A 25715-nucleotide genomic window follows, 5' to 3' on the forward strand; every position below is an offset into this window, starting at 1 on the left:
ATCAACTACTACACCCCGGCCAACGAGATGGCGACTTTCACCGCCGTGGCCAACCGCTGCAACGCCGAACTCGGCGGCCGTTTCACGATCAAACAGGTGAGTTTGCCGAAAGGCGCTGACGACCAACGGCTGCAGCTGGCCCGCAGGCTCACCGGTAATGACAAGACGCTCGACGTCATGGCGCTCGACGTGGTGTGGACCGCCGAGTTCGCCGAGGCGGGTTGGGCCGTCCCGCTGTCCGACGATCCGGCCGGGCGCGCCGAGTCCGACGCCGAGGAGAACACCCTGCCCGGGCCGTTGGAGACGGCCCGGTGGCAAGGCAAGCTGTACGCGTCCCCGATCACCACCAATACCCAATTGCTTTGGTACCGCGCCGATCTGATGGACGAGCCGCCGTCGACCTGGGATGGCATGATCACCGAGGCCACGCGTCTGCATGCGGCCGGCAAGCCGAGTTGGATTGCGGTGCAGGCCAAGCAGTACGAGGGCCTGGTCGTCTGGTTCAACACACTGCTGGCCAGTGCCGGCGGGCAGGTGCTCTCCGATGACGGCAAGACCGTCACCCTGACCGACACCGACGAACACCGGGCCGCCACGGTCAAGGCGCTACAGATCATCAAGTCGGTTGCCACCGCGCCGGGCGCCGATCCGTCGGTGACACAGACCGATGAGGCGACTGCCCGGCTCGCGCTGGAGCAGGGCAAGGCCGCGTTGGAAGTCAACTGGCCCTTCGTGCTGCCGTCGCTGTTGGAGAACGCCGTCAAGGGCGGGGTGAACTTCTTGCCGCTCGACCAACGTCCCGATCTCGTCGACGCCATCAACGATCTGGGCACGTTCTCGCCCACCGACGAGCAGTTCCAGGCGGCCTACGAGGCCAGCAAGGAGGTGTTCGGTTTCGCCGGGTATCCCGGAGTGCGCGACGGGGAACCCGCGAAGGTGACGCTCGGTGGGCTGAACCTCGCGGTGGCCAAGACCAGCCGGCACAAGGCCGAGGCGTTCGAGGCCATCCGCTGCCTGCGCAACGTGGAGAACCAGCGCTACACCTCGGTGGAGGGCGGGCTACCGGCCGTGCGTGAATCGCTGTATGACGATCCGGCGTTCCAGGCCAAGTATCCGCAGTACGCCATCATCCGCGAGCAGTTGACCAACGCCGCGGTGCGCCCCGCGACACCGGTGTATCAGGCGGTGTCCACCCGGATTTCGGCCACCCTGGCGCCGATCACCGACATCGATCCGGAGCGTACCGCCGATGAGCTGACCGAACAGGTGCAGAAGGCGATCGATGGCAAGGGGTTGATCCCGTGACCAGCACCAACGACCGCGCCTCCGAGCGCAAACTGGCCTTCGCGCTGATCGCCCCCGCGGTGATCCTGATGGTCGCGGTGACGGCATATCCGATCGGCTACGCGGTGTGGCTCAGCCTGCAGCGTTACAACCTTGCCGCTCCCGACGACACCGCGTTCGTCGGGTTCGCCAATTACCAGACCATCCTCACCGACCGGTACTGGTGGACCGCGTTCGCGGTGACATTGGCGATCACGGTCGTCTCCGTGGCCATCGAGTTCGTCCTCGGCATGGCATTGGCATTGGTCATGCACCGCACCATCTTCGGCAAGGGCCTGGTCCGCACCGCGGTGCTGGTCCCGTACGGCATCGTGACGGTCGCGGCCTCCTACAGCTGGTACTACGCCTGGACCCCGGGCACCGGCTATCTGGCCAACCTGTTGCCCGACGGCAGCGCCCCGCTCACCGAGCAGCTGCCCTCGCTGGCCATCATCGTGCTGGCCGAGGTGTGGAAGACCACGCCGTTCATGGCGCTGCTGCTCCTGGCGGGCCTGGCGCTGGTGCCCCAGGACCTGCTCAACGCCGCCGAGGTCGACGGGGCCGGGGCCTGGACGCGGCTGGTGAAAGTGATTCTGCCCCTGATCAAGCCGGCCATCTTGGTCGCGCTGCTGTTCCGCACCCTGGATGCGTTCCGGATCTTCGACAACATCTATGTGTTGACCGGGGGAGCGAACAGCACCGGGTCGGTCTCGATCCTGGGATACGACAACCTGTTCAAGGCCTTCAACCTCGGGTTGGGTTCGGCCATCAGCGTATTGATCTTCCTGTCGGTGGCTGTCATCGCGTTCGTCTTCATCAAGCTGTTCGGTGCGTCGGCGCCCGGTTCAGAGGCGGAAGGCCGATGAGCGCTTGCGCGAAGAGCGGAGGGACGCTCATGACCGAAGCTGACGATGCGGGCCCCCAGGGCCCGAGGAGGAAGCGAGAATGTTGAACGAACGGGTGGGTGCGCGCCGGGTGACCGGGTGGACGATCGTGAACGTCCTGGTGGTGCTCTATGCGTTGCTGCCGGTGTTCTGGATCTTGTCGCTGTCGCTGAAGCCGACGTCAAGTGTCAAGGACGGCAAGCTGATTCCGGCCCAGATCACGTTCGACAACTACAAGGGCATCTTCAGCGGCAACATCTTCTCCTCGGCACTGATCAACTCGATCGGCATCGGTCTGATCACCACGGTGATCGCGGTGGTGATCGGCGGGATGGCCGCCTACGCGGTGGCCCGGCTGGAGTTTCCCGGCAAGAAGCTTCTGGTCGGCGTGGCCCTGCTGATCGCGATGTTCCCGCAGATCTCACTGGTGACCCCGATCTTCAACCTGTGGCGCAGCATCGGGCTGTTCGACACCTGGCCCGGATTGATCATTCCCTACATCACGTTCGCGCTGCCGCTGGCGATCTACACGCTCTCGGCGTTCTTCCGCGAGATCCCATGGGATTTGGAGAAGGCCGCCAAGATGGACGGGGCCACCCCGGCGCAGGCCTTCCGTAAGGTCATCGCACCACTGGCGGCGCCCGGCATCGTCACGGCAGCCATCCTGGTGTTCATCTTCGCGTGGAACGACCTGCTGTTGGCCTTGTCGCTGACCGCGACCCAGCGTGCGATCACCGCGCCGGTGGCGATCGCGAATTTCACCGGCAGTTCGCAATTCGAGGAGCCGACCGGGTCCATCGCGGCCGGGGCGATGGTCATCACGATCCCGATCATCATCTTTGTTTTGATCTTCCAGCGGCGCATCGTCGCTGGCCTGACATCCGGTGCGGTAAAGGGGTAATTGGATGGCCGAGATTGTGTTGGGCCGGGTGACCAAGAGTTACCCCGACGGCGCAGGCGGGGTCAGGGCAGCCGTCAAAGAGTTCTCCATGACGATCGCCGACGGCGAGTTCATCATCCTGGTCGGCCCGTCGGGCTGCGGCAAATCCACGACGCTGAACATGATTGCCGGACTTGAGGACATCTCCTCGGGTGAACTGCGCATCGGCGGTGAGCGGGTCAACGACAAGGCGCCCAAGGACCGCGACATCGCCATGGTGTTCCAGTCCTATGCGCTCTACCCGCACATGACCGTGCGCCAGAACATCGCCTTCCCGCTCACTTTGGCCAAGCTCAAGAAGGACGAGATCGAGGCCAAGGTCGCCGAGACGGCCAAGATCCTCGACCTGACCGAACTTCTCGACCGCAAGCCGGCCCAGCTGTCCGGTGGGCAGCGGCAGCGGGTGGCGATGGGCCGGGCAATCGTGCGCCGTCCCAAGGCATTTCTGATGGACGAGCCGCTGAGCAACCTCGACGCCAAGCTACGGGTCCAGATGCGCGCCGAGATCGCCCGGCTGCAGAGCCGGCTGGGCACCACCACGGTGTACGTCACGCACGATCAGACCGAGGCGATGACGCTGGGCGACCGTGTGGTGGTGTTGTTGGCCGGGGAGATTCAGCAGATCGGCACCCCCGACGAGCTGTACAACAATCCGGCCAACCTGTTCGTGGCCGGCTTCATCGGGTCCCCGGCGATGAACTTCTTCCCGGCCACGTTCACCGACGTCGGGGTGCGGCTACCGTTCGGCGACGTCACCCTGACCCAGCAGGTGCATGACCTGTTGGACCGGCAGCCCAAGCCGGACAACATCATCGTCGGCATCCGTCCCGAGCACCTGGAGGACGCCGCGCTGCTCGACGGCTACGCCCGCATCCGGGCACTGAGCTTCGCCGTGCGCGCCGACATCGTCGAATCGCTGGGTGCCGACAAGTACGTGCACTTCACGGTCGAGGGCGCGGGTGCGCAGGCTGCCCAACTCGCCGAGCTGGCAGCCGATTCCGGAACCGGGGCCAACGAGTTCGTGGCGCGGGTATCGGCGGAATCCGCGGTGACCAGTGGCCAGCAGATCGAGTTGGCGTTCGACACCTCGAAGTTGACGATCTTCGACGCCGACACCGGGGTGAACCTGACCCGCACCGAGCCGGCCGAACCCGACGAACCGGCGGAAGAACCGACAGAGTGATCGACGTCCTGGCCGCCGTGCGCACCCATGTGGGTGATCACTTCGCCGCGGCCGGCATCACCGGGGAGCCCGTCAGCGCCAGCGTCACCTTCCTGGGAACCGAGCGCATCGACGTCCTGCGGTTCGGCCCGGACCTGAGCGCCGGCGGACAGGATCTGTATCACTATGTGACGCTGGGCTGTTCGCGTCACCCGATGTTCGATCCGACCGAGTTCGTATCGGATCCGATCCACGGGCCCAGGGCCGAGGTTGTGCTGTCGTTGCGCGGCCCGACGCCGGGTGGGCTGGCGCGGTCGTTGGCGGTGCTGGCCGCCGCACCCGCGGTGGAGGGATTGATCCTGGAGGCCGACGCCCTCATCGATCTCGAGACACCGTTGTTCGAGGGCGCGCCGTTCAGCGCATTCCTGTTGGGCCCCAGTGACATTGGCGAGGTGACCTTGCCCGATCCACTGTCCCCGGTGGCAGTGCTCTCGGCGACGCCGATCACCGCCACCGAGGCGGCGTGGGTTCGGCTGAAGGGCGCCGAGGCGATGCGGGAGGCGTGGCAGACCGACGGGGTCGACGTGCTGGACCCCACCCGCAAGGCGGCCAGCCCGAGCTGACTAGAGCCAGTCGTTGCGCCGGAAGGTGCGGTACAGCACGAAGCAGATCGTCGCCATCAGTACCAGGACCGTGGGATAGCCCCAGGTCCACTGCAATTCGGGCATGTGCTCGAAGTTCATCCCGTAGATGCCGGCCATCGCGGTCGGTACCGCGGCGATCGCCACCCACGCCGAGATTTTGCGCATGTCCACGTTCTGTTGCATGGCGACTTTGCCGAGCGCAGCCTGCACCAGCGAGCTGAGCATCTCGTCGTAACTGGTGACGCGGTCGGAGGCCTGCACGTTGTGGTCGTGCACATCGCGCATGTACCGGCGCACCTCGACCGAGATCAGGTCGTTGTGATCGGTCAGCAACCGCGCCAGTGCCAGCGTCAGCGGAGCCACCGCGCGACGCATCTCGACCACCTCACGCTTGAGCAGGTAGATGGACTCGATGTTGGTGCGCGTGCGCGGGGAGAAGATATCCTCCTCCATGGCGTCGATGTCGGTTTCCATCAGGTCGGTCACGTCGAGATAGCTGTCCACCACATGGTCGGCGATCGCATGCATGACCGCGAACGGCCCGAGTTTGAGGATCGCCGGTGCGGAGTCGAGCCGTTTGCGTACCCCGGCCAGCCCGCCGTGTTCGCCGTGGCGAACCGTCACCACGAAATCGGGCCCGACGAAGATCATGATCTCGCCGGTCTCGACGATCTCGCGGGCCAGCGCCACCGATTCGTGCTCGACGTAGGTGATGGTCTTGAGCACCAGGAAGAGGGTCTTGTCGTAGCGCTCCAGCTTGGGGCGCTGATGCGCGTGCACCGCATCCTCGACCGCCAGTTCGTGCAGACCGAAAACGTCTGCCACCGATTGCATTTGAAACTCATCGGGCTCGTGCAGGCCGATCCAGACGAATGCCTTGTGGCCGGCGCGCTGCAATTCGCGGACCTTGTTCAGCGCCGCGGCATGGGTGTACTTGCCGGGCAGCCGGTCACCGCCGCTGTACACACCGCAGTCGACCATCGCCCGGGCCACGGGAACGTGGATCGCCTTGGCGTCAGGTTCGGGCTGGTGCGTCCGGGTGGCTGAGCGCAGGCCCGGCGGCAGGGCGCGGAATGAGGGCATGGGCTGCGACCTTCCTGCGCGGACCTTCCGGCGCCGTTTGCTCCCAACCTGATCAGCACATCGATGCTACGCGAAGCTACTGTTGCGTAACGCTCACCGGCGGGGAACCCGACCCTGTGAGAATTGGCGTTGAAGTACCCTTGCGCCGTGTCGGAAAGTACAGTCGCGTCCTCGTCCGAGCGCTCGCACACCGAGCGCACCCCGCAGGTTGTCATCGATGATGCCGAGATCTTCGATGCTCATGAGGGCGGAAAACTCTCGGTCGAGTTGAAGTCGCCGCTGGACACCCAGCGGGCGTTGTCGATCGCCTATACCCCGGGCGTGGCCCAGGTGAGCCGGGCGATTGCCACTGACCACACCCTGGCCGCCAAGTACACGTGGGCCAACCGGCTGGTCGCGGTGGTCAGCGATGGCAGCGCGGTGCTCGGGTTGGGTGACATCGGCCCGGCGGCCTCGCTGCCGGTGATGGAGGGCAAGAGCGCACTGTTCAAGACCTTCGGTGGGCTGAACTCGATCCCGATCGTGCTCGACACCAAGGATCCTGACGAGATCGTCGAAACCCTGGTCCGGCTGCGTCCGACGTTCGGGGCGGTGAACCTGGAGGACATCTCGGCGCCGCGGTGCTTTGAGATCGAGCGCCGGGTGATCGAGGCGCTGGATTGCCCGGTGATGCATGACGATCAGCACGGCACGGCGATCGTGGTGCTCGCGGCGCTGCTGGGCGCCACCAAGGTGCTCGACCGTGACATCCACACCCTGCGCGTGGTGATCTCCGGTGCCGGGGCCGCGGGTGTGGCGTGTGCCAACATCTTGTTGAACAAGGGCATCACCGATGTCGTGGTGCTCGATTCGCAGGGCATCGTGCATTCCGGGCGGGACAACCTCAACAGTTTCAAGGCCGAGCTGGCCGGGCGCACCAATCCGCGCAAGCTCACCGGTGGTGTGGCCGAGGCGCTGCAGGACGCTGACGTGTTCCTGGGGGTGTCGGCCGGCATTGTGCCCGAGGAACTCATCGCGACGATGGCGCCGAAGTGCATCGTGTTCGCGCTGTCCAACCCGGATCCGGAGATCCACCCCGATGCGGCGCGCAAGTACGCCGCGGTGGTGGCGACCGGGCGCAGCGACTTCCCCAACCAGATCAACAACGTGCTGGCCTTCCCCGGGGTGTTCCGCGGTGCGCTGGACGCCGGTGCGCGACGGATCACCGAGACGATGAAGGTGGCCGCGGCCGAGGCGATCTTCTCGGTCGTCGGTGACGATCTGGCCGTCGACCACATCGTGCCCAGCGCACTGGACCCACGCGTCGGCCCCGCGGTTGCCGCCGCGGTCGCCGCCGCAGCGGATACCGCAGAATCCTGAGTTCGCGAATGCGCCGCACGCTGGCGTCGGCGCTGTCGGCGCTGTCGGCGCTGTTCGTGCTGGTCGCCGCCGGTTGCGGGGCTCGTTCGGCCCCGGCTGAGATGGCGGTCGGGGCGGGGCCGACGCCCGAGTCGGCGCTGCTCGGTGAGCTCTACGCCGCGGCGCTGCGCTATTACGGCACCCCGGCCAAGGTCACCGAGACCAACGGTGGCCTGGGCGTGCTCGATTCGGGATCGGTGACCGTGCAGCCCGGCTTCACCGGCCGGTTCCTGATCGAGCTGAACCCCACCGCCACGGCCCGCTCGGATGAGCAGGTGTACCGCGATCTGGTGTCGGCGCTGCCCGAAGGCGTGGCAGCCGGTGACTACACCATGTCGGCTCAGGACAAGCCCGTGCTGGTGATCGGCGAACCCACCGCCAAGGCATGGGGCGGCACCGATCTCAGCGCGGTGCGCCGCAACTGTGCCAAGGCCCGACCAGGTGCAGTGGCCGGTGCCGAGGTGCCGAAAGCGCTGGGTTTCTGTGCCCTGGCCGAGCCCGCGGTATTCCCCGACGACACAACCCTGTTCGCGGCGCTGCGGGCGGGCAAGATCAACGCCGCCTGGTCGACGACGGCCGATCCGCGGATCCCGTCGGATCTGACGGTGCTGTCGGACAAGACGGCGTTGATCCGCGGCGAGAACGTGGTGCCGCTGTACCGCCGCAACACGCTGAACGAGCGTCAGATCCTGGCGCTCAACGAGATCGCCGGTGTCCTGGACACCGGGTCATTGGCCGACATGCGCCGCCAGGTCAGCGAGGGAGCCGACCCGCGTGGCGTGGCCGAGGCGTTCCTGCAGGCCAACCCCCTCGGCCACTGACCCAAACGAGAATCAGCGCGGCATGGCGCGGGCGGCCGCCGCGCCGAACAGCCGCTGGTATCCCGAGCCGGTGATCCGCACGATCACATCGAGGATCTTGGCATCAGGCCCGACGAGCACGCGCGCCTTGTTCTTACGCACGGCTTCGAGGATGATCTTGGCCGCGCGCTGCGGCGTGGTGTTGGCGAGCTTCTTGTCGAAGGCCTCGGCCAGCGCCTTCTGGTCCAACCCGTCGGCGGCGGTGGCGTTGCGGGCGATGGCGGTCTTGATGCCGCCGGGGTGCACGCAGGTCACCTTGACCGGGTGCCTGGCCACGGCCATCTCCTGACGCAGGGCCTCGGTGAAGCCGCGCACGGCGAACTTCGCCGAGTTGTAGGCCGCCTGCCCGGGCACCGAGAAGATGCCGAACAAGCTCGACACGTTGACGACGTGTCCGTCGCCCGAGGCGATCAGGTGCGGCAGGAACGCCTTGGTGCCGTTGACGACGCCCCAGTAGTCGACGTCCATCACCCGCTCGATGTCCTTGAACGAGCTCACCTCGACGTCGCCGGTGTACGCGATGCCCGCGTTGTTGTAGATCTGGTTGACCTTGCCGAAATGTTCTTTGACCGCGTCGGCGTAGAGCAGGAAGGCCTCGCGTTCGGTGACGTCGAGCCGGTCGGTCTTCACCTCGGCGCCGATCGCCTTGAGGCGTTCCTCGGTGATCGCCAGGCCTTCGGTGTCGACGTCGCTGATCGCCAACTTGGCCCCGGACCGTCCGAGCTCGATGGCCAATGCCTGTCCGATACCCGATCCGGCGCCGGTGACGACGGCGACCTTTCCGGCGAAGCCCTCCATAGAACACTCCTTGTGTGGTTCGACGTGTCGAGCTTCCGAGGCTACGCGGTACCGGCGGTCTCGCATATGGCGGCCTCCGTTGCGGCCGCCTCGGACCACACGTCGGCCAGGGTTTGCAGCGGAATGCCGAGTGCCGCACTCAATCCGACCACCGTGCCGAACGCGGGGGAGGGCAGTCGGCCGGTCTCGATCTTGCGCAGGGTCTCGGGCGAGATCCCGGCCTGCTCGGCGACCTCGTCGAGTGGGCGGTTGGCCCGAGCCGCTCGCAGGGTCTCACCGAGTCGGCGGCCTGCGGCGATCTGTGCGGGGGTGAGTGGAGTGCGGACCACGCCACCACCCTAGCGGTATTTATATACCGCTAGGGTGGTATTTAAATACCGAGGAGGGCTGTTCGTGATCGAGTTGAAGACCGACGCCGAAATCCAGAAGATGCGAACCACCGGTCGGTTCGTGGCCGAGGTGCTCAGCACGTTGAGCGGGCTGGCCGACATCGGGGTCAACCTGCTCGACCTCGAACATCACGCCCGGGACATGGTCAAACGACGCGGTGCGCAGTCCTGCTACTGGGACTACGCCCCGTCGTTCGGCAAGGGACCGTTCCGCAACGTCATCTGCCTGTCGGTGAACGACGCGGTGCCGCACGGCCTTCCACACGATTACCGGTTGCGTGACGGTGACGTGCTCAGCATGGACTTCGCGGTGTCCATCGACGGCTGGGTCGCCGATGCGGCGCGCACCGTGATCGTCGGGACCCCCGCGCCCGCCGATGTGCGGTTGATCCGGGCCACCGAGGAGGCGCTGGCGGCCGGAACGGCCGCGGCGGTACCCGGCAACCGACTCGGCGACATCTCGGCGGCCATCGGCGCCGTCGCCGCCGATTGCGGCTATCCCGTCAACCTCGAATTCGGCGGCCACGGACTGGGCCGCACGATGCACGAAGACCCGCACGTGCCCAACCGGGACAGGCCCGGCCGCGGCCTGAAGCTGCGCGCCGGGATGACGCTGGCGCTGGAGCCGTGGCTCGCCGCGGGCACCGACCGCATCGTCTACGACCCCGACGGCTGGACCATCCGATCGGCCGACGGCTCCCGCACCGCGCACACCGAGAACACCGTGGCGATCACCGAATCCGGTCCACTGGTGCTGACTCGTTAGACGCCTCAGTTCAGGTACCGCGGTCGCAGCAGCCACGTGGCCACGACGCTGATTGCCGCGGTGGCGACCAGGTAAGTGCACGCATACCAGGGCTTCCCGTGGTTCGCGGCGATCAGTGCGGTCAGGATCAGCGGGGTGAGTCCCGAGGCGTAGACACCGGAGAGCTGATAGACCGTCGACAATCCCGTGTATCGGGTCCGGGTCGGGAACAGCGACGCATACAACGTGCCCTGAGCCCCGTAGAACCACGCGTGGATGATGCCGAAGGCCAACACCATTCCGATCGCGTACGCCGTGATGCTGCCGGTGTTGAACAGCGCGAAGGCCGGGAAGACCGCCAGCCCGTAGGCGGCGATGCCGGTGCCGTACACCACCCGCGGGCTGAAGCGGTCGGCCAACCACCCCGACACCGGGAGCAGGGCAGCCATCAGCAGCGCCGCGACGGTGACGACGATGAGCACCGGCACCTTGTCCAGGTGCAGGGTCGTGGTGGCGTAGGCGATCGTGAAGACGCCCCACGTGTTGTACGCCGCGCCCTCGCCCCACCGCGACAGCAGGCCGAGCACGGTGGACCGCAGGGTCGGCGGCCGGAAGATCTCCTTGACGGGGACCGCTGCGCGATCGTCGTCGCGGCGGATCTTCTCGAACGCGGGGGTCTCGGCCACCCGGAACCGGACCACCACGCCGAAGATCACCAGCGCGATGCTGATCAGAAATGCGATGCGCCAGCCGTAGGACAGGAACGCCTCGGCCGACAGCCACAGTTGCAGCAGCACGAAAACCCCGGTGCCCAGCGCCAGCCCCAAAGCCAGCCCGACCTGCGGGATGCTGCCGAACAGGCCGCGGCGATGCCGTGGACTGTGCTCGACGGCCAGGAGCACTGCGCCGGCCCATTCGCCGCCGAGCGCGAAGCCCTGCACGATCCGCAACAGCAGCAGCAGGATCGGCGCCAGCACGCCGATCTGCGCCGCAGTCGGCAGCAACCCCATGAGCGCGGTGGCACCGCCCATCAGCAACATCGTCAGCGCCAGGGTGCGTTTGCGGCCGATCCGATCACCGACATGGCCGAACACGAACCCGCCGATCGGGCGCACCACGAACCCGACCGCGAACGTCGCGAACGCCAGCATCGTCCCGACGAACGAACTCTGGTCCGGGAAGAACGCGTGGTTGAACACGAGGCTCGCGGCGGTGGCGTAGAGGAAGAAGTCGTACCACTCGATCGTCGTGCCGACGACGCTGGCCAGCACGGCGGTGCGGACGGTCTTCGCCGGGGCGGACGTGGCCGCGGGGTCGGTCTCGGCGGGACCGGCGACGGGTGTCAAAGTCACCCTAGTTGTCTAGTGACCGCCTCTCACCGCCAACAGCATTGTGCGCGAGGTGATTCAAACCCGAGCCGCGAGCGTGCGCAGAATGCTGACGTACACCGGAGTGTCCATCGGCAGACACGCACGCTCGCGCGGCTGGGCTAGCCGAACGCCAGGTCGATGATCTCCTGCTGCTCGACGGCGTGGACCTTCGACGAACCCGACGACGGTGCCGACATGGCGCGCCGCGAGATCCGCTTGATGCCGGTGAAGTAGTCCGGCAGTACCTCGGGCAGGGTCAGACCCAGGGACGGCCAGGCACCCTGGTTGGCCGGCTCCTCCTGCACCCAGAACTTCTCGGTGACATTCGGGTAGCGGTCGAGCGTCTCGGCCAGCCGTCGCCGTGGCAGCGGTGCGAGCTGCTCGAGCCTCACGATCGCCACATCCTCGCGGTTGTCCTTGGCCTTGCGCGCGGCCAGCTCGTAGTAGAGCTTGCCGCTGGTCAGCAGGATCCGCCGCACCTTGTCGCGGTCACCTTCGCCGTCGGTGTAGACCGGCTCCTCCAACACCGAACGGAACTTGTTCTCGGTGAAGTCGCGGATGTCGCTCACCGCAGCCTTGTTGCGCAGCATCGACTTCGGGGTGAAGACGATCAGCGGACGCTGGATGCCGTCCTTGCCGTGGCGACGCAACAGGTGGAAGTAGTTCGCCGGGGTCGACGGCACCGCGATGGTCATCGAGCCCTCGGCCCACAGCTGCAGGAAGCGTTCGATGCGGCCCGAGGTGTGGTCGGGGCCCTGGCCCTCGTGGCCGTGCGGCAGCAGCAGCACGACGTCGGAGAGCTGGCCCCACTTGGCCTCACCGGAGGAGACGAACTCGTCGATGATCGACTGGGCACCGTTGACGAAGTCGCCGAACTGGGCCTCCCACAACACCATTGCGTCAGGGTTGCCCACCGAGTAGCCGTATTCGAAGCCGACCGCGGCGAACTCGGACAGCGCCGAGTTGTACACCAGGAACTTGCCGCCGGTCGGGGTGCCGTCGGTGTTGGTGGCCAGCAGCTGCAGCGGGGTGAACTCCTCGCCGGTCTTGCGGTCGACGATCACCGCGTGGCGCTGCGTGAAGGTGCCGCGCTGGGTGTCCTGACCGGACAGCCGGATCAGCTTGCCCTCGGCGATCAACGATCCCAGCGCCAGCAGCTCGGCGAACGCCCAGTCGATCTTGCCCTCGTAGGCCATCTCCCGGCGCTTCTCCAGCACCGGCTTGACCCGCGGATGCACGGTGAAGCCCTCGGGGACCGCCAGGTGGGCATCGCCGATGCGGGCCAGCAGCGACTTGTCCACCGCCGTCGAAAGGCGTTGCGGGATCTGCTGGTCGGCCTCGACCGATTCGCTGGGCTCGGCCGCGTGCTTCTCCAGCTCGCGAACCTCGTTGAACACCCGTTCCAGCTGACCCTGGTAGTCGCGCAGGGCGTCCTCGGCCTCTTTCATCGAGATGTCACCGCGGCCGATCAGGGCCTCGGTGTAAGCCTTGCGGGAGCCGCGCTTGGTGTCGATCACGTCGTACATGTACGGCTGGGTCATCGACGGGTCGTCGCCCTCGTTGTGTCCGCGCCGGCGGTAGCACAGCATGTCGATGACGACGTCCTTCTTGAACGCCTGGCGGAAGTCCACCGCGAGCCGCGCCACCCAGCCGCACGCCTCCGGATCGTCGCCGTTGACGTGGAAGATCGGCGCGCCGATCATCTTGGCCACGTCGGTGCAGTACTCACTGGAGCGCGAATCCGTTGGCGCCGTGGTGAACCCGATCTGGTTGTTGACCACGATATGGATGGTGCCGCCGGTGCGGTAGCCGTCGAGCAGCGCGAGGTTCAGCGTCTCGGCGACCACACCCTGACCGGCGAACGCCGCGTCGCCGTGCAGCATCAGCGGGACGACGGGGTAGTCACCCGAGCCATCGGCGTCCTTGCTGCCGTCGAGCAGATCCTGCTTGGCGCGCACCAGACCTTCCAGCACCGGGTCGACCGCTTCGAGGTGGCTGGGGTTGGCGGTCAGCGACACCTCGATGTCGTTGTCGCCGAACATCTGGATGTAGGTGCCGGTGGCGCCCAGGTGGTACTTCACGTCGCCGGAACCGTGTGCCTGCGACGGGTTGAGGTTGCCCTCGAACTCGGTGAAGATCTGGCTGTAGGGCTTGCCGACGATGTTGGCCAGCACGTTGAGCCGGCCGCGGTGCGGCATGCCGATGACGACCTCGTCGAGCGCATGCTCGGCACACTGGTCGATCACGGCGTCCATCATCGGGATGACGGTCTCCGCACCTTCGAGCGAGAAGCGCTTCTGCCCAACATATTTGGTCTGCAGGAACGTCTCGAATGCCTCGGCCGCGTTCAGCTTGCTCAGGATGTACTTCTGCTCGGCGACCGTCGGCTTGTCGTGCTTGACCTCGACCCGGTCCTGGATCCACTTCTGCTGCTCGGGTTCGAGGATGTGGGTGTACTCGACGCCGATGTGACGACAGTAGGCATCACGCAGCACAGACAGGACGTCGCGCAGCTTCATGTACTGCTTGCCGGAGAACCCGTCGACCTTGAACTCGCGGTCCAGATCCCACAGCGTCAGCCCGTGGGTGTTGACGTCGAGGTCGGGGTGGCTGCGGAAGCGGGTGTTGTCCAGCCGCAGCGGATCGATGTCGGCCATCAGGTGACCGCGGTTGCGGTAGGCCGCGATCAGCTCGATGACGCGGGCATTCTTGTCCGCGATCGAGTCCGGGTTGTCGGTGCGCCAGCGGACCGGCTCGTAGGGGATGCCCAGCTCGCGGAAGATCTCGTCGTAGAACTCGTCGTCGAGCAGCAGGTGGTGGATGGTCCGCAGGAAGTCGCCGGACTCCGCGCCCTGGATGATCCGGTGATCGTAGGTCGACGTGAGCGTGATCAGCTTGCCGATACCCAGATCGGCGATGCGCTCCTCGCTGGCGCCCTGGAACTCGGCGGGGTACTCCATGGCGCCGGCGCCGATGATCGCGCCCTGACCCTGCATCAGCCGGGGCACCGAGTGCACGGTGCCGATGGTGCCCGGGTTGGTCAGCGAGATGGTGACGCCGGAGAAGTCCTCGGCGGTCAGCTTGCCGTCGCGGGCGCGACGCACGATGTCCTCGTAGGCCGCGATGAACTGGCCGAAATGCATTGTCTCGCAACGCTTGATCGCCGCGACGACCAGTGATCGGTTCCCGTCCTTGCCGGGCAGGTCGATGGCCAGACCGAGGTTGGTGTGAGCCGGGGTGACGGCGGCCGGCTTGCCTTTGGCCTCGGCGAAGTACCGGTTCATGTTCGGGAACTTCTTGACCGCCTGCACGATGGCGTAGCCGAGCAGGTGGGTGAAGCTGACCTTGCCGCCGCGGGTGCGCTTGAGGTGGTTGTTGATGACGACGCGGTTGTCGATCATCAGCTTGGCCGGGATGGCCCGCACGCTGGTGGCGGTGGGCACCTCCAGCGAGGCGTTCATGTTCTTCACCACGGCGGCTGCCGCGCCGCGCAGCACCTGGGATTCGTCACCCTCGGCGGGAGCGGGCGCCGGCTTGCTCGCCTTGGCCGGTGCCTCCTTGGCCGGAGCCGGCTTCGCGGGTGCCTCCTTGGCCGGAGCTTCCTTCGCGGGAGCTGCCGGAGCCGGGGCGGCCGGCGCAGCTGTGGCCTGACCGTTGGCGACCGTGTTGTCAGTGGTGGGTTCTGGGGAGTAGTCGACCAGAAATTCGTGCCAACTCGGATCCACCGAAGAGGGATCCTCGCGGAACTTGCGATACATCTCCTCGACCAACCACTCGTTCTGACCGAATGGTGAAGGTGAACTGCTCACGGCAGACACTCGCCTCGATTCTTGTGTTCGGCCAGCCGCCACATGCAGGCTCGCCGCTTGTGTTCTTGTCTAGGCGGTTGACCCCGCTCGACCGCCTCATAAAGGCTATCGCCTTTCGTAGCTGCCCGCGCTCGGCATCAGGCCGGGGGCCGAGCGGATGGCAACACATGCAACGTTGCGGGCCACCGCGGCGGGGGCGCACCGAAGGCCGGACGGGCATTGGTGACAATTTTCTTCCCCATCAACCGGTTGCCGACGCCGCCGATCACCGCGCCGATACCCACGGGCAGCATTTTGCCGAAAGCCATCGCGCCGCGCTTGAGCGTATACCGCTTGACGAAGTACTTGACCAGCCGGGAGTTCAGCTGCGAGACCGCCGGTAGCGGCAGTGTCGCGGCGCCGTCGGACAGCCATGCACCGCTGGTGCGTCCGGTGCCGAGCAGGTCGGCGATCGCGTGCTTGCTGTCGTCGCCGACGAGTACGGACAGGACCAGAGCGCGGCGTCGCTCGCGATGGTCGGCCGGGATGCCGTGCACCTCGGCGACCGCCAGCACGAACACCGACGTGGCCTCCAGGAACACCACCGTCTCGCCGGCCACGGCCGACAGGGCCATCAGGGTGCCGATCCCCGGGAACGCTGCCGCCGAACCGACGGCGGCGCCGCTGGCCATCACCGCGGCGAGGTAGTGCTTCTCCAGTCGGGTGACGATCTGGGCCGGGGTGGCGTCGGGTTGCTGGCTGCGTAACCGGTCGACGTAGGCCTTGACGGCCGGGGCCTGCACGCGCGAGCTGCCCTCGATGATCGCCGAGAGGACCTTGGCGGCGGCACTGGGATCTTGGGTCTCCTCGACCTTGGCCGGCAGCCGAGCTTTGGACCACGCACGCACTTCGGGGCCTCCCACGTGTGAACCCATCGTTGACTGCCAGGCTATCGCAGGAACAAAAAGCGGATCTGCGTTGCTGTTCATCCTCATGGCATCATCGCCCGACGTGGGCCGAATTCGGATGATCGTGGTGTTGGGCGCCCTGGTCGCGCTGGGCCCGCTGACCATCGACATGTACCTGCCTGCGTTGCCCAGGATTGCCGACGAACTCTCGGTCTCCTCGTCGGTGTCGCAGTTGACCCTGACCGGAACCCTGGCCGGGCTGGCGCTCGGCCAGCTGATCGTCGGTCCGCTCTCGGATTCGCTGGGCCGGCGCCGGCCCCTCATGGCGGGCATCGTGCTGCACATGGCGGCATCGGTGCTGTGCGTGCTGGCGCCGAACATCGCGGTGCTCGGGGTGGCGCGGGGACTACAGGGCATGGGTGCGGCGGCCGCCTCGGTGGTGGCCATCGCCGTGGTCGGTGACCTGTTCAGCGGCACAGTCGCGGCCACGGTGATGTCGCGGCTGATGTTGGTGCTCGGCGTCGCGCCGGTGCTGGCGCCGTCGCTGGGCGCGGCGGTGCTCTTGCACGGCTCGTGGCACTGGGTGTTCGTGGCGCTCGTGGTGGTGGCCGGGGGACTGTTGGCGATGGCCGCGCTCGCGCTGCCCGAGACGTTGCCGGTCTCCCACCGCCGGCCACTGGCGGTGCGCGGCATCGTCGGCACCTACGCCGAGCTACTGCGCGATTCGCGGTTCGTGATCCTGGTGTTCGTGGCCGCGCTGGGCATGTCCGGGCTGTTCGCCTACATCTCCGCGGCGCCGTTCGTCCTGCAAGACCGATACGGTCTGGACCAGCAGGCGTTCGCGTTGGTATTCGCCGCCGGCGCCATCGCGCTGATCGGTGCCACCCAGTTCAACGTGGTGTTGCTGCGCCGGTTCTCGCCGCAGTCGATCACGGTGGCCGCCCTGGGCTGGTCGGTTCTGGCCGGGCTGGTGTTCGTCGGCCTGACCGTGGCCCACGTGGGCGGGCTGTCGGCGTTCGTGGTGCCGGTGCTGGCGATCCTGGCCGGGATGGGTCTGGTGTTGCCCAATGCACCCGCGGTCGCCCTGTCGCGCCATCCCGATGCGGCCGGCACGGCGGCCGCGTTGCTGGGGGCGGCGCAGTTCGGCCTCGGAGCCGCGGTGGCGCCCGCGATCGGGGCCCTGGGGAATGGTGCGCTCGCGTTGGCTGCGGTGATGACGGCCGGCATGGCGATCGCCCTGGCGGCGCTGCTGGTGGTCGGTCTGCGTAACGACGACGACGAGCCGGCCGAATACCCAGACGACACATTCGACGTCGCCGTCGAGGCGGTCGCCGAGCCGGCCTGATCACCGCGCGGGTAGCGTCGGCTGGGCCCGCCCCCATCCCTGCAAGGTCGATCCCGAGGCCCTGACCACCACATCCGACATGTCTCCAGCGCCCAACGCCCGCACCCCGAGCCGGACCGGCAGGGTGCTCGCGCGTCCGGAGAATCCGTGGCACGCGCTATGGGCCATGATGGTCGGCTTCTTCATGATCCTGGTCGACGCGACCATCGTCGCGGTCGCCAACCCGACCATCATGGACCGGCTGGGCGCCGACTACGACGGCGTGATCTGGGTGACCAGTGCCTACCTGCTCGCCTATGCGGTGCCGCTGCTCGTGGCGGGACGTCTCGGCGACGTGTACGGACCCAAGAACCTCTACCTGGCCGGCCTGGCGATCTTCACCGCCGCCTCGCTGTGGTGCGGGCTGGCCGGCAGCATCGAGATGCTGATCGCCGCGCGGGTGGTGCAGGGCATCGGCGCGGCGTTGCTGACCCCGCAGACCCTCTCGACGATCACCCGCATCTTCCCGCCCGAGCGCCGCGGCGTGGCGATGAGTGTGTGGGGGGCCACCGCCGGGGTGGCCACGCTCGTCGGGCCGCTGGCCGGTGGCGTGCTGGTCGGGGGGCTGGGGTGGCAGTGGATCTTCTTCGTCAACGTGCCGATCGGCATTGCGGGCCTGGCATTGGCGGTGTGGCTGGTGCCCGTGCTGCCCACCCAGCACCATCGGTTCGACGTGCTGGGCGTGGTGTTGTCCGGGATCGGCATGTTCCTGATCGTGTTCGCGCTGCAGGAGGGGCAGTCGCGGGACTGGGCGCCGTGGGTGTGGGCCACCGGCGCGGTCGGGATCGCGGTGATGGTGGCGTTCGTGTGCTGGCAGGCCGTCAACACCGGCGAGCCGCTGATCCCGCTGCGCATCTTCGCCGACCGCGATTTCAGCCTGGCCAACCTCGGTGTCGCGACCATCGGGTTCGCGGTGACGGCGATGATCCTGCCGTTGATGTTCTATGCCCAGTCGGTGTGCGGTCTGTCACCGATCCGCTCGGCGCTGTTGACCGCGCCGACCGCGATCGCCAGCGGCGTGCTGGCTCCGGTGGTGGGCCGCATCGTGGACCGGGCGCACCCGACGCCGGTGATCGGGTTCGGTTTCTCGGCCATGGCGGTCGGGCTGACCTGGCTGGCGCTGGAGATGACGCCGAGCACACCGATCTGGCGGCTGCTGCTGCCGCAGCTGGTGATGGGCATCGGGATGGCGTTCATCTGGTCGCCGTTGGCGGCCACCGCGACGCGTAACCTGCCGCCGGATCTGGCCGGTGCCGGCTCGGGGGTCTACAACGCCACCCGTCAGGTGGGGTCGGTGCTCGGTAGTGCCGGCATCGCGGCGTTCATGACGTCGCGCATCGGCGCCGAGATGCCGGGGACTGCCGGGGCCGCGCCGCGTGGCGAGGGCTCGGCCGCCCGACTGCCGGAGTTCCTGCATGCGCCGTTCTCCGCAGCGATGTCGCAGTCCATGCTGTTGCCGGCATTCGTGGCACTGTTCGGCGTGGTGGCGGCGCTGTTCCTGCTCGGGTTCGATGCCAAGCCCGCCTTCGATCCGAATCCGGAGCCCTACCTCGATCCGCGGGATGACGATGACGACGATTACGTCGAGTTCGTCGTAAACCACGACGACGAGGGCAGCGACGACGGCGAGGTAGCCGAGGCGGCGACCGATTCGTTCCGCGCCCTACCGGCCTCCGAGCACCCCGACCGGTGGGAAAACATCTACGCCGAGTTGATGGCAGACCGCGACGAGTGAGCGTTCACCCGAACAGCACAGCCGGGTTGAGGTAGCCGCTCGGGTCGAACGCCGCCTTGACCGTGCGCATGGCCGCGATGTCGGCCTCGGTCCGCGACATCGCCACATAGTCGCGTTTACGGGACCCGACCCCGTGCTCGGAACTGACATTGCCGCCGTGCTCGGCGATCAGCGTCATCATCGCGGCATACAACGCAGGTTCGACGCCTGCGGCGCAGCGCAGCACGTTGAGGTGGAGATTGCCCTCGCCGATGTGGCCGAACAACACCGGAATGGCCTCCGGCGCGTGGGCGGTGACGAGCGCGCCAGCCGCGACGGCGAACCGCTGTATCGACGAAAGTGGCAGCGAGACATCGAATTTCAATGGTGGACCGAACAGTCCGAGTACCTCGGCCAGTGATTCGCGAACCTGCCACAGCCGCTGTTGGGCGACGGTGTCGATGCCGACGGCCGGTTCGCCGCAGATCTCGATGCCCTCCAGCGCATCGGCCAGGCGCTCGGTCTGGTCGCTGTCGGCGGCCAGTTCGATCAGCAACTGCCAGGCGCCGTCCACCGGCGCGGCCACCCCGAGGTGCTCGGCGGTCAGCGCACTGGCTCGGGCGTCGATCAACTCGAGTGCGGCGATGCCGTCGAGATCGCGAAAGAGACGACCGGCCGCGACCAAGGCGTCCAGATCGGCGAAACCGCAGATCGCGGTGACGCGGTGAGTGGGCGTCGGGTGCAGCCGCAGATCCAGGGCGGTGATCACCCCGAGGGTGCCTTCGGCGCCGACGAACAGCGAGGCCAGGTCGTAGCCGGTGTTGTCGCGGCGCACCTGACTGTGCCGGTGCACCACCGACCCGTCGGGCAGGGCGATGTCCAAACCCAGCACCTGCTCGCCCATGTTGCCGTAGCGCACCGTGCGCAGCCCGCCGGCGTTGGTGGAGGCCATGCCGCCGACGGTGGCCGATTCGCGGGCGGCCAGGTCGACCCCGAACACCAGCCCGGCCGCGGTGGCGGCGCGCTGTACCGCGGCCAGTGGGACCCCGGCACCGACCCGGACCCGACGTTCGAGGGTGTCGACGACGCCGATCTCGGTGAGGCGCTCGGTCGACAGCAGGATGTCGTCGTTCTCCGGCACCGTCCCTGCCACCAGTGAGGTGCGGCCGCCCTGCACCGTGACACACACTCCGGCGTCGCGGCAGGCGCGCAACACCGCGGCCACCTCGTCGGCGGTGCCGGGGCGCACCAGGGCCGTGGCGTTGCCGCGGTAGCGCCCGGTGTGATCCACGCATCGGCCCGCCAGCACGTCGCGGTCGCTGGTCACGTAACCCGCACCGACGATCCCGGCAAGCGTTTCGGTAAGCGTTTCAGTCACCGGTTGGGTGTATCACAGGATCGGTCAAAGCCAGGAATGCGCCGAGTGCGACGAGACTGTCCGGTTGGGCGGGCAGGTAGTCGGTGAGCTGGGGCGACCGCACGATGTACGCGACGTACTTGGCCCGGCTGATCGCCACGTTGAGCCGGTTGCGGTTCAGCAGGAACCCGATGCCGCGCGGCACATCGGCGGCCGAGGACGCCGTCATCGACACGAACACCACGGGCGCCTGTCGGCCCTGGAACTTGTCCACCGTGCCGGCCTGCACCTCGGTCAGGCCCGCCGCGTCGAGGGCTCGGCGCACCGTGGTCACCTGGGCGTTGTACGGCGTCACCACCAGGAAGTGGTCCTGTCCCAACGGTGCGCTGCCGCGCTCGTCGGTCCAGGTGGTGCCCAGCAGGCCGGTGATGGCCGCGACGATCGCGTCGGCCTCTTCGGGACTGTCGGTGGAATTGCCCACGTGCGCCACCTCGAGAACTCGAACCCCAGGTTCGATGCCGTCGACTTTGCGTGCCGCGCTGACTTTTTCGTGTGCTTGCAGCCGACCGTCATAGGACAGTCGCGACACCGGCCCGCACACCGCCGGGTGCATCCGGAACGAGCAGTCCAGGAAGTAGCCGCGCTCGGGCGGCAACGTGTGCGCCCCCTCGACCAGCCAGCCCAACGCGGAATCGTCGACCGGTGCCGGGTGGGTGCCCTGGCAGACCTGGGGGAGTTGTTGCGGGTCGCCGAGCAGCAGCAGGTTGCGCGCGGCCGGCGCCACCGCGATGGTGTTGGCCAGGTTGAACTGTCCGGCCTCCTCGATGACCAGCAGGTCGAGGCATTGCCGTGGAACCCGTCCCTCGTTGGCGAAATCCCATGCGGTACCGCCGATCACGCAGCCGGGATGGTCGGCGATGAACGACGGGTAGTGGTTCTCGCCGATCGCGGTCCACCGCGGTTCGGTGCCCTTGCGTTTCTTGGCCACCCGGTCCGCGTCCACGCCGGCGTCGAGAACCTGATCCAGCAGGTGTTCGATCACCGCGTGCGACTGCGCGACGATGCCGATGCGCCAACGGTGCTCGTTGACCAGCCGGGCGATGATCTGCGCCGAGGTGTGGGTCTTGCCGGTGCCGGGCGGCCCGTGCACGGCGATATAGGAACTGTCGAGATCCAACAGGGCGGCGGTGATGTCGTCGGCAGTCTCCCCGCCGCGGGGCAGTGGTCGGCCACTGACGGTACGTGGCGGGCGTCGCAGCAGAACGTCGGTCACGGCGTCGAGGGGAAGTTTCGGTAGGCCGGCGCTCACACTGGCCGCCGTACTGTCGATCGACACCTGCAAAGGCCGGGTGTTGACCGGCGGACCGGGGGTCAACGCGAACGGTACCTGGGTGAAGGTGTCACCGCCGGTGGGTTGGCGTTCGGTGATCACCACCTCGGTGGGTGCGTCCGGGTTGTCGCAGTCGATGACGGCGGCGCTGCCGAAGCCGCGTCGGTCCGGGTCGTCGGACAGGCCCGCCGGTGCGGGTGGGGCATAGAGCGCGTACACCTCGGTGCCCAGCTCTCCGGAGTCGATGGCGCCGGTCAACACGACCTGCCGTTGTGGTTTGCGGGCCCGCGGCGGGACGTGCCAATCGTTGAGAACCCGTGCGTGTTCGGCGACGAAAACCCCGGTGCTGTCGGCCCATTCGTCGACGGGACTGTTGATCCGGTCGAAATGGCCCCACCAGAACGGTTTGTCCTCACGTTTGTGGAAACCGCGCGCGGCGGCGATGAGTGCCACCGCCTGCTGCTCGGCCGATCGCGGTTCCACTCCATCACCGGCGAATCGCAGCAGCTTGCGGTCGACGGCGTCGGCCTTTTCGATGGGCCCTCCGTCACGCACCGGTTGCGGGCCACGCGGTGGTACCTCGGCTTCGAACGCGCGGTTGATCAGCCAGTCCCGCAGCCGGTGGGTGGACCGGCAGTCGTAGCGGTTGTAGTCCTCGATCTCCTTGAGCACGGTGGCGGCCTCATCGTGATGACCGGCTTCGCGCAGTGCGCAGTAGCGGGCGTACTCGGTGATCGAATCGGTGGCTTTGGTGACCTCACCGTCGCGCAGCTCGTTGCCCATGTACAGCGGTTCCAGCGATTTGATGCTGTAGTTCTCGGTGCCGACGCGAATGCTCTTGCGCACCAGGGGAAGCAGGTCGACCAGGACGCCGCCCCGCAGCAGATCGTCGACATCGTTCTCGCCCACCCCGTAGCGGCCGGCCAGCCGCAGCAGCGTGCTGCGCTCATAGGGCGCGTAGTGGTAGATGTGCATCTTCGGAAAACGCTTGCGGCGCTTGCGGACCAGGTCCAGGAAATCGATCAGGGCCTGACGCTCGTCGGCCCGGTCATGGGCCCACAAGGCCTGGAAGTTGCCCTCCGCACCGAGAACGCCCCACAGGTACTCCAGGCCCCAGTCGTGACCGTTGACCGTCCACAGCGGGTCGCCCTCGTAGTCGAAGAACAGGTCGCCCCGGTCCGGATCGGGCAGCAGCATGAGGGGTTGCGGGTCGACGACTTCATACGGCGGCTTGGCGTCGACCCGTGGTGCCACCTGCAACCGGGCCTGACCGGTCAGTGCCGTCACTGCGCGTTGGGCCAGCCCGGGCACGCCGCCGGTGTGCTCGGCCAGTTGACGGGTGGTGGTGACGCCGGCCTCGATGAGCCGGGCGCGTTGGGTGGCGCGCATTCCGGCGACCAGGAAGAGGTCGTCGGTGGCGCGCACCTGCTGCTCACATTCACCGCAGCCGAAGCAGGCCCGCACCGTGTCATCGGACCAGCGCACCGCGGTCCCGGCCGCCAGGTGCCCGTCGAGCAGCGCCTGAAGCGCGGCGCGACGCGGCCGGTACACCGCGAGCAGCTCGTCGACGCGGTAGCTGGCCAGCGTGCCGCCGCCGAGCACCAGATCGACCTCGCCGGCGACGGGAATGCCGGCTCCGGTCAGCGCATCGGCGTAGGCGGCCAGCTGCAGCAGGGCCTCCACCTTCACCGAACGGGAGAGTTTGGTGTCCCGCAGGCGGTAGCGGTCGCCGTCCCAGATCAGGAAGTCGGCGAACCCGGCGAACCGGCCGTCGAACATCGCGGCCTGGTAGATCACCGGGTCCCGCCGCTGCGCGGCTGCCACGGTCGCCGCGGCCGCTGCCGACAACCCGGCCACCGTGTAGGCGGGCCGGCCGATCACGGTCACCTTGGACGGCCCGGCCTCGGCGCTCAGTTCATCGAGATGGCGCCGTTCGTGTTCGGCGCCGAGTTCTGCTGTGCGGGCAAGCAATTCGTCTGCATCGGACACCGCAGGCCCCCGGCCGAGCCTGGCGTCGAACGAGCGCAGCAGCGCATACTCACAGCGGGCGGCCGCGGCCAGGTCCGACGCGCTGTAGATGACCGTCGGCCCCGACGCGCCCTCGTCGGTGACGAACACGCTGCCACTGTAGGTGAGGGCACCGACGTTCTTGACGTGCCTCGCGAAACAGCATTCCGGGTTGCTAAGCCGCGGCCTTGGCGACCCTCGCTTCTATTTCGCGCTGGGCCCACGCCGCACGGACCCGGTTCAGCACATCGCGGGGATGGTCTTCCTTGATCACACGTATGTGCAACCAACCCTGGTGCTGCACCATGCGTAGTCGCTTGGCGTCCCAGGCGTACCGCTTGCGGTCGGTCTGGTGCTGAATCCCGTCGTACTCCAAAGCGATCTGGGGTACCTCCCAGCCCATGTCGAGGTACGCGAACTCGTTGCCGTAGTCATCCAGCACAGGGATCTGGGTCCGGGGCCGCGGGTAGCCGGCGTCCATCACCAGCAGGCGTAGCCAGGTCTCTTTCGGGGAATCGGCGCCGGCATCCATCAGGCCGAGCGCTTCCCGGCACCGTCGGACCCCGCGGGCGCCCGCATACCGCTCGGTGAGCGGCAGGACGTGCTCGACTTCGAGACCCGTCGCGTGGGCGAGCGCGTCGAGATGCTCGACGGCGGCACGGCGAGGTAGGAAGCGGCCGAGATCGAGCGCCGTCCGAGCGACATTTGTGACGGCCATGCCGTTGATCTCCTCGAGTTCGTCAGGAGCGATCCGGTCGTTGTGGGTGATGATTCCGCGCGGCGGCCGGTTGTTGGCCCAGATGAGTTCGATCGGCACGTCCTCGTCGACCCATTCGGCACCGTGCAGCGCCGCCGCGGCCCGGCCGGTGACGACTCCTTTCCGCTTGGACCACAACCAGGCCGCGACCGTGTTGCTGTACAGCGATGGCTCGGCCACCCGAGGTGTGTAGACGTCTGGAAAGATCGCCCGGTAGGCAGCGCGCAGGCGGCCTCTGCTGAGTTCGCCCCGTTCTACGGCTTCACTGCCGACAAATATCGTTCCCATGGGCCGAGAATGCCGTCGCTGTCCGACAGCCACCGCGAGAGTGAAACCAGGGTCGCCAAGCCGCCGACTCAACGACCTGGAATGCTGTTTCGCGGCAAAAACGAAAACTCAGACGTTGCCCATCAACTCCACACCGCCGCCGTTCCAGCGGAACTTCACGGTGCTGGCCAGCCCGTGGAAGCCGCCCGAGTACTGCAGGGCCACGGTGTCACCGGTCGTCGCGGTCTTGTCGATGCCGTTGAAGCCGTAGGTGTCGGGCACGCCGGTCGGGATGAACTTGCCGAGGTGGAACAACACCGCCCGGGTGTTGGGATTCTCGGAGTTGGTGTTGGCCCGCACGATCACCGCCGACAGCTGCGCGCACTCGTTGTAGTTGCCGGCGATCGGCTCGGGACTCCAGGCTTGATTGCTGCGCGGGTCGCGGGGCAACTCCGAGACGGCCTTGGCGATCTCCGGGGCGGCCAGGTTCACCGCGCACGGATCGGCCTCCGGCGGCGCCGAGGTGGGGGCGGCCGGTTTGGTCGCCGGCAGCGCCGCGGCGACCGTGGCCACTCGCTGCCAGGCTGCTGTGTGGCCAACCACGTCG

20 protein-coding genes are annotated in these 25715 nt (G+C 67.5%); 10 read left to right on the forward strand and 10 right to left on the reverse strand.

Annotated elements, in window-relative coordinates:
• The 5 genes from A5699_RS24945 to A5699_RS24965 all read left to right on the forward strand — a co-directional run.
• A partial coding sequence (locus tag A5699_RS24945; RefSeq protein ID WP_067775467.1) for an ABC transporter substrate-binding protein occupies nt 1-1305 on the forward strand: 1305 nt, incomplete at its 5' end.
• Nucleotides 1302-2189: a carbohydrate ABC transporter permease gene (locus A5699_RS24950; protein WP_067775469.1), complete on the forward strand. Its 888-nt coding sequence runs from the start codon at nt 1302-1304 to the stop codon at nt 2187-2189. The genes A5699_RS24945 and A5699_RS24950, both read left to right, overlap by 4 nt.
• 94 nt (nt 2190-2283) lie before the next feature.
• Complete coding sequence (locus A5699_RS24955; protein ID WP_197508383.1) at nt 2284-3108, forward strand: carbohydrate ABC transporter permease; 825 nt, start codon at nt 2284-2286, stop codon at nt 3106-3108.
• A gap of 4 nt (nt 3109-3112) precedes the next feature.
• Nucleotides 3113-4330 (forward strand): ABC transporter ATP-binding protein, encoded by a 1218-nt coding sequence (locus A5699_RS24960; RefSeq protein WP_067775472.1) that lies wholly within the window; start codon nt 3113-3115, stop codon nt 4328-4330.
• Complete coding sequence (locus A5699_RS24965) at nt 4327-4932, forward strand: suppressor of fused domain protein (RefSeq protein ID WP_067775475.1); 606 nt, start codon at nt 4327-4329, stop codon at nt 4930-4932. Before A5699_RS24960 ends, A5699_RS24965 begins: the two co-directional genes overlap by 4 nt.
• Here A5699_RS24965 and corA read toward each other — a convergent pair whose 3' ends face one another.
• Nucleotides 4933-6036 carry a magnesium/cobalt transporter CorA gene (corA, locus tag A5699_RS24970; protein WP_067775478.1) on the reverse strand — a complete coding sequence of 368 codons (1104 nt, stop codon included), beginning with the start codon at nt 6034-6036 and terminating at the stop codon, nt 4933-4935.
• Nucleotides 6037-6183: 147 nt separating this feature from the next.
• Here corA and A5699_RS24975 point away from each other — a divergent pair, with 147 nt between their 5' ends.
• Both A5699_RS24975 and A5699_RS24980 read left to right on the forward strand, forming a co-directional pair.
• Nucleotides 6184-7395 carry an NADP-dependent malic enzyme gene (locus tag A5699_RS24975; RefSeq protein WP_067775481.1) on the forward strand — a complete coding sequence of 404 codons (1212 nt, stop codon included), beginning with the start codon at nt 6184-6186 and terminating at the stop codon, nt 7393-7395.
• A gap of 8 nt (nt 7396-7403) precedes the next feature.
• Nucleotides 7404-8255 carry a glycine betaine ABC transporter substrate-binding protein gene (locus A5699_RS24980; RefSeq protein WP_067775484.1) on the forward strand — a complete coding sequence of 284 codons (852 nt, stop codon included), beginning with the start codon at nt 7404-7406 and terminating at the stop codon, nt 8253-8255.
• Between the two features lie 12 nt (nt 8256-8267).
• On the opposite strand, the gene A5699_RS24985 is transcribed toward A5699_RS24980, so the two are convergent.
• A complete protein-coding gene (locus A5699_RS24985) occupies nt 8268-9092 on the reverse strand; it encodes an SDR family oxidoreductase (protein ID WP_067775487.1) in 825 nt (274 codons plus the stop codon).
• Between the two features lie 41 nt (nt 9093-9133).
• A complete protein-coding gene (locus A5699_RS24990) occupies nt 9134-9421 on the reverse strand; it encodes a helix-turn-helix domain-containing protein (protein ID WP_067775491.1) in 288 nt (95 codons plus the stop codon).
• A 64-nt stretch (nt 9422-9485) separates the two neighbouring features.
• Between A5699_RS24990 and map the strand changes: the two genes are divergently transcribed.
• Nucleotides 9486-10247 (forward strand): type I methionyl aminopeptidase, encoded by a 762-nt coding sequence (gene map / locus A5699_RS24995; protein WP_067775494.1) that lies wholly within the window; start codon nt 9486-9488, stop codon nt 10245-10247.
• Nucleotides 10248-10252: 5 nt separating this feature from the next.
• Here map and A5699_RS25000 read toward each other — a convergent pair whose 3' ends face one another.
• From A5699_RS25000 to A5699_RS25010, 3 genes are all read right to left on the reverse strand, one after another.
• Nucleotides 10253-11572 carry an MFS transporter gene (locus tag A5699_RS25000; protein WP_067775520.1) on the reverse strand — a complete coding sequence of 440 codons (1320 nt, stop codon included), beginning with the start codon at nt 11570-11572 and terminating at the stop codon, nt 10253-10255.
• 143 nt (nt 11573-11715) lie between these two features.
• The gene (locus tag A5699_RS25005) at nt 11716-15405 is read right to left on the reverse strand and encodes a multifunctional oxoglutarate decarboxylase/oxoglutarate dehydrogenase thiamine pyrophosphate-binding subunit/dihydrolipoyllysine-residue succinyltransferase subunit (protein WP_067775497.1); all 3690 of its coding nucleotides are present in this window, start codon (nt 15403-15405) and stop codon (nt 11716-11718) included.
• 137 nt (nt 15406-15542) lie between these two features.
• Entirely contained in the window at nt 15543-16292 is a 750-nt protein-coding gene (locus A5699_RS25010; RefSeq protein WP_369806771.1) for a hypothetical protein, read from the reverse strand.
• A gap of 85 nt (nt 16293-16377) precedes the next feature.
• On the opposite strand from A5699_RS25010, the gene A5699_RS25015 reads away from it, so the two are divergent.
• Both A5699_RS25015 and A5699_RS25020 read left to right on the forward strand, forming a co-directional pair.
• A complete protein-coding gene (locus tag A5699_RS25015) occupies nt 16378-17637 on the forward strand; it encodes a multidrug effflux MFS transporter (RefSeq protein WP_067775523.1) in 1260 nt (419 codons plus the stop codon).
• Between the two features lie 79 nt (nt 17638-17716).
• On the forward strand, nt 17717-19411 hold the full coding sequence (locus A5699_RS25020; RefSeq protein ID WP_067775502.1) for a DHA2 family efflux MFS transporter permease subunit: 1695 nt from the start codon (nt 17717-17719) through the stop codon (nt 19409-19411).
• A gap of 4 nt (nt 19412-19415) precedes the next feature.
• On the opposite strand, the gene A5699_RS25025 is transcribed toward A5699_RS25020, so the two are convergent.
• The 4 genes from A5699_RS25025 to A5699_RS25040 form a co-directional block, all read right to left on the reverse strand.
• A complete protein-coding gene (locus tag A5699_RS25025; RefSeq protein ID WP_067775505.1) occupies nt 19416-20768 on the reverse strand; it encodes an FAD-binding oxidoreductase in 1353 nt (450 codons plus the stop codon).
• Nucleotides 20761-24195 (reverse strand): TM0106 family RecB-like putative nuclease, encoded by a 3435-nt coding sequence (locus A5699_RS25030; protein WP_067775508.1) that lies wholly within the window; start codon nt 24193-24195, stop codon nt 20761-20763. The genes A5699_RS25025 and A5699_RS25030 overlap by 8 nt, the downstream gene beginning before the upstream one ends.
• A 64-nt stretch (nt 24196-24259) precedes the next feature.
• Nucleotides 24260-25129: a hypothetical protein gene (locus A5699_RS25035; RefSeq protein WP_067775511.1), complete on the reverse strand. Its 870-nt coding sequence runs from the start codon at nt 25127-25129 to the stop codon at nt 24260-24262.
• A 108-nt stretch (nt 25130-25237) separates the two neighbouring features.
• Nucleotides 25238-25711 carry an LppP/LprE family lipoprotein gene (locus A5699_RS25040; RefSeq protein ID WP_067775514.1) on the reverse strand — a complete coding sequence of 158 codons (474 nt, stop codon included), beginning with the start codon at nt 25709-25711 and terminating at the stop codon, nt 25238-25240.
• Between the last annotated feature and the right edge of the window lie 4 nt (nt 25712-25715).

The organism is Mycobacterium sp. E802 (assembly GCF_001666875.1).
Classification (GTDB): domain Bacteria; phylum Actinomycetota; class Actinomycetes; order Mycobacteriales; family Mycobacteriaceae; genus Mycobacterium.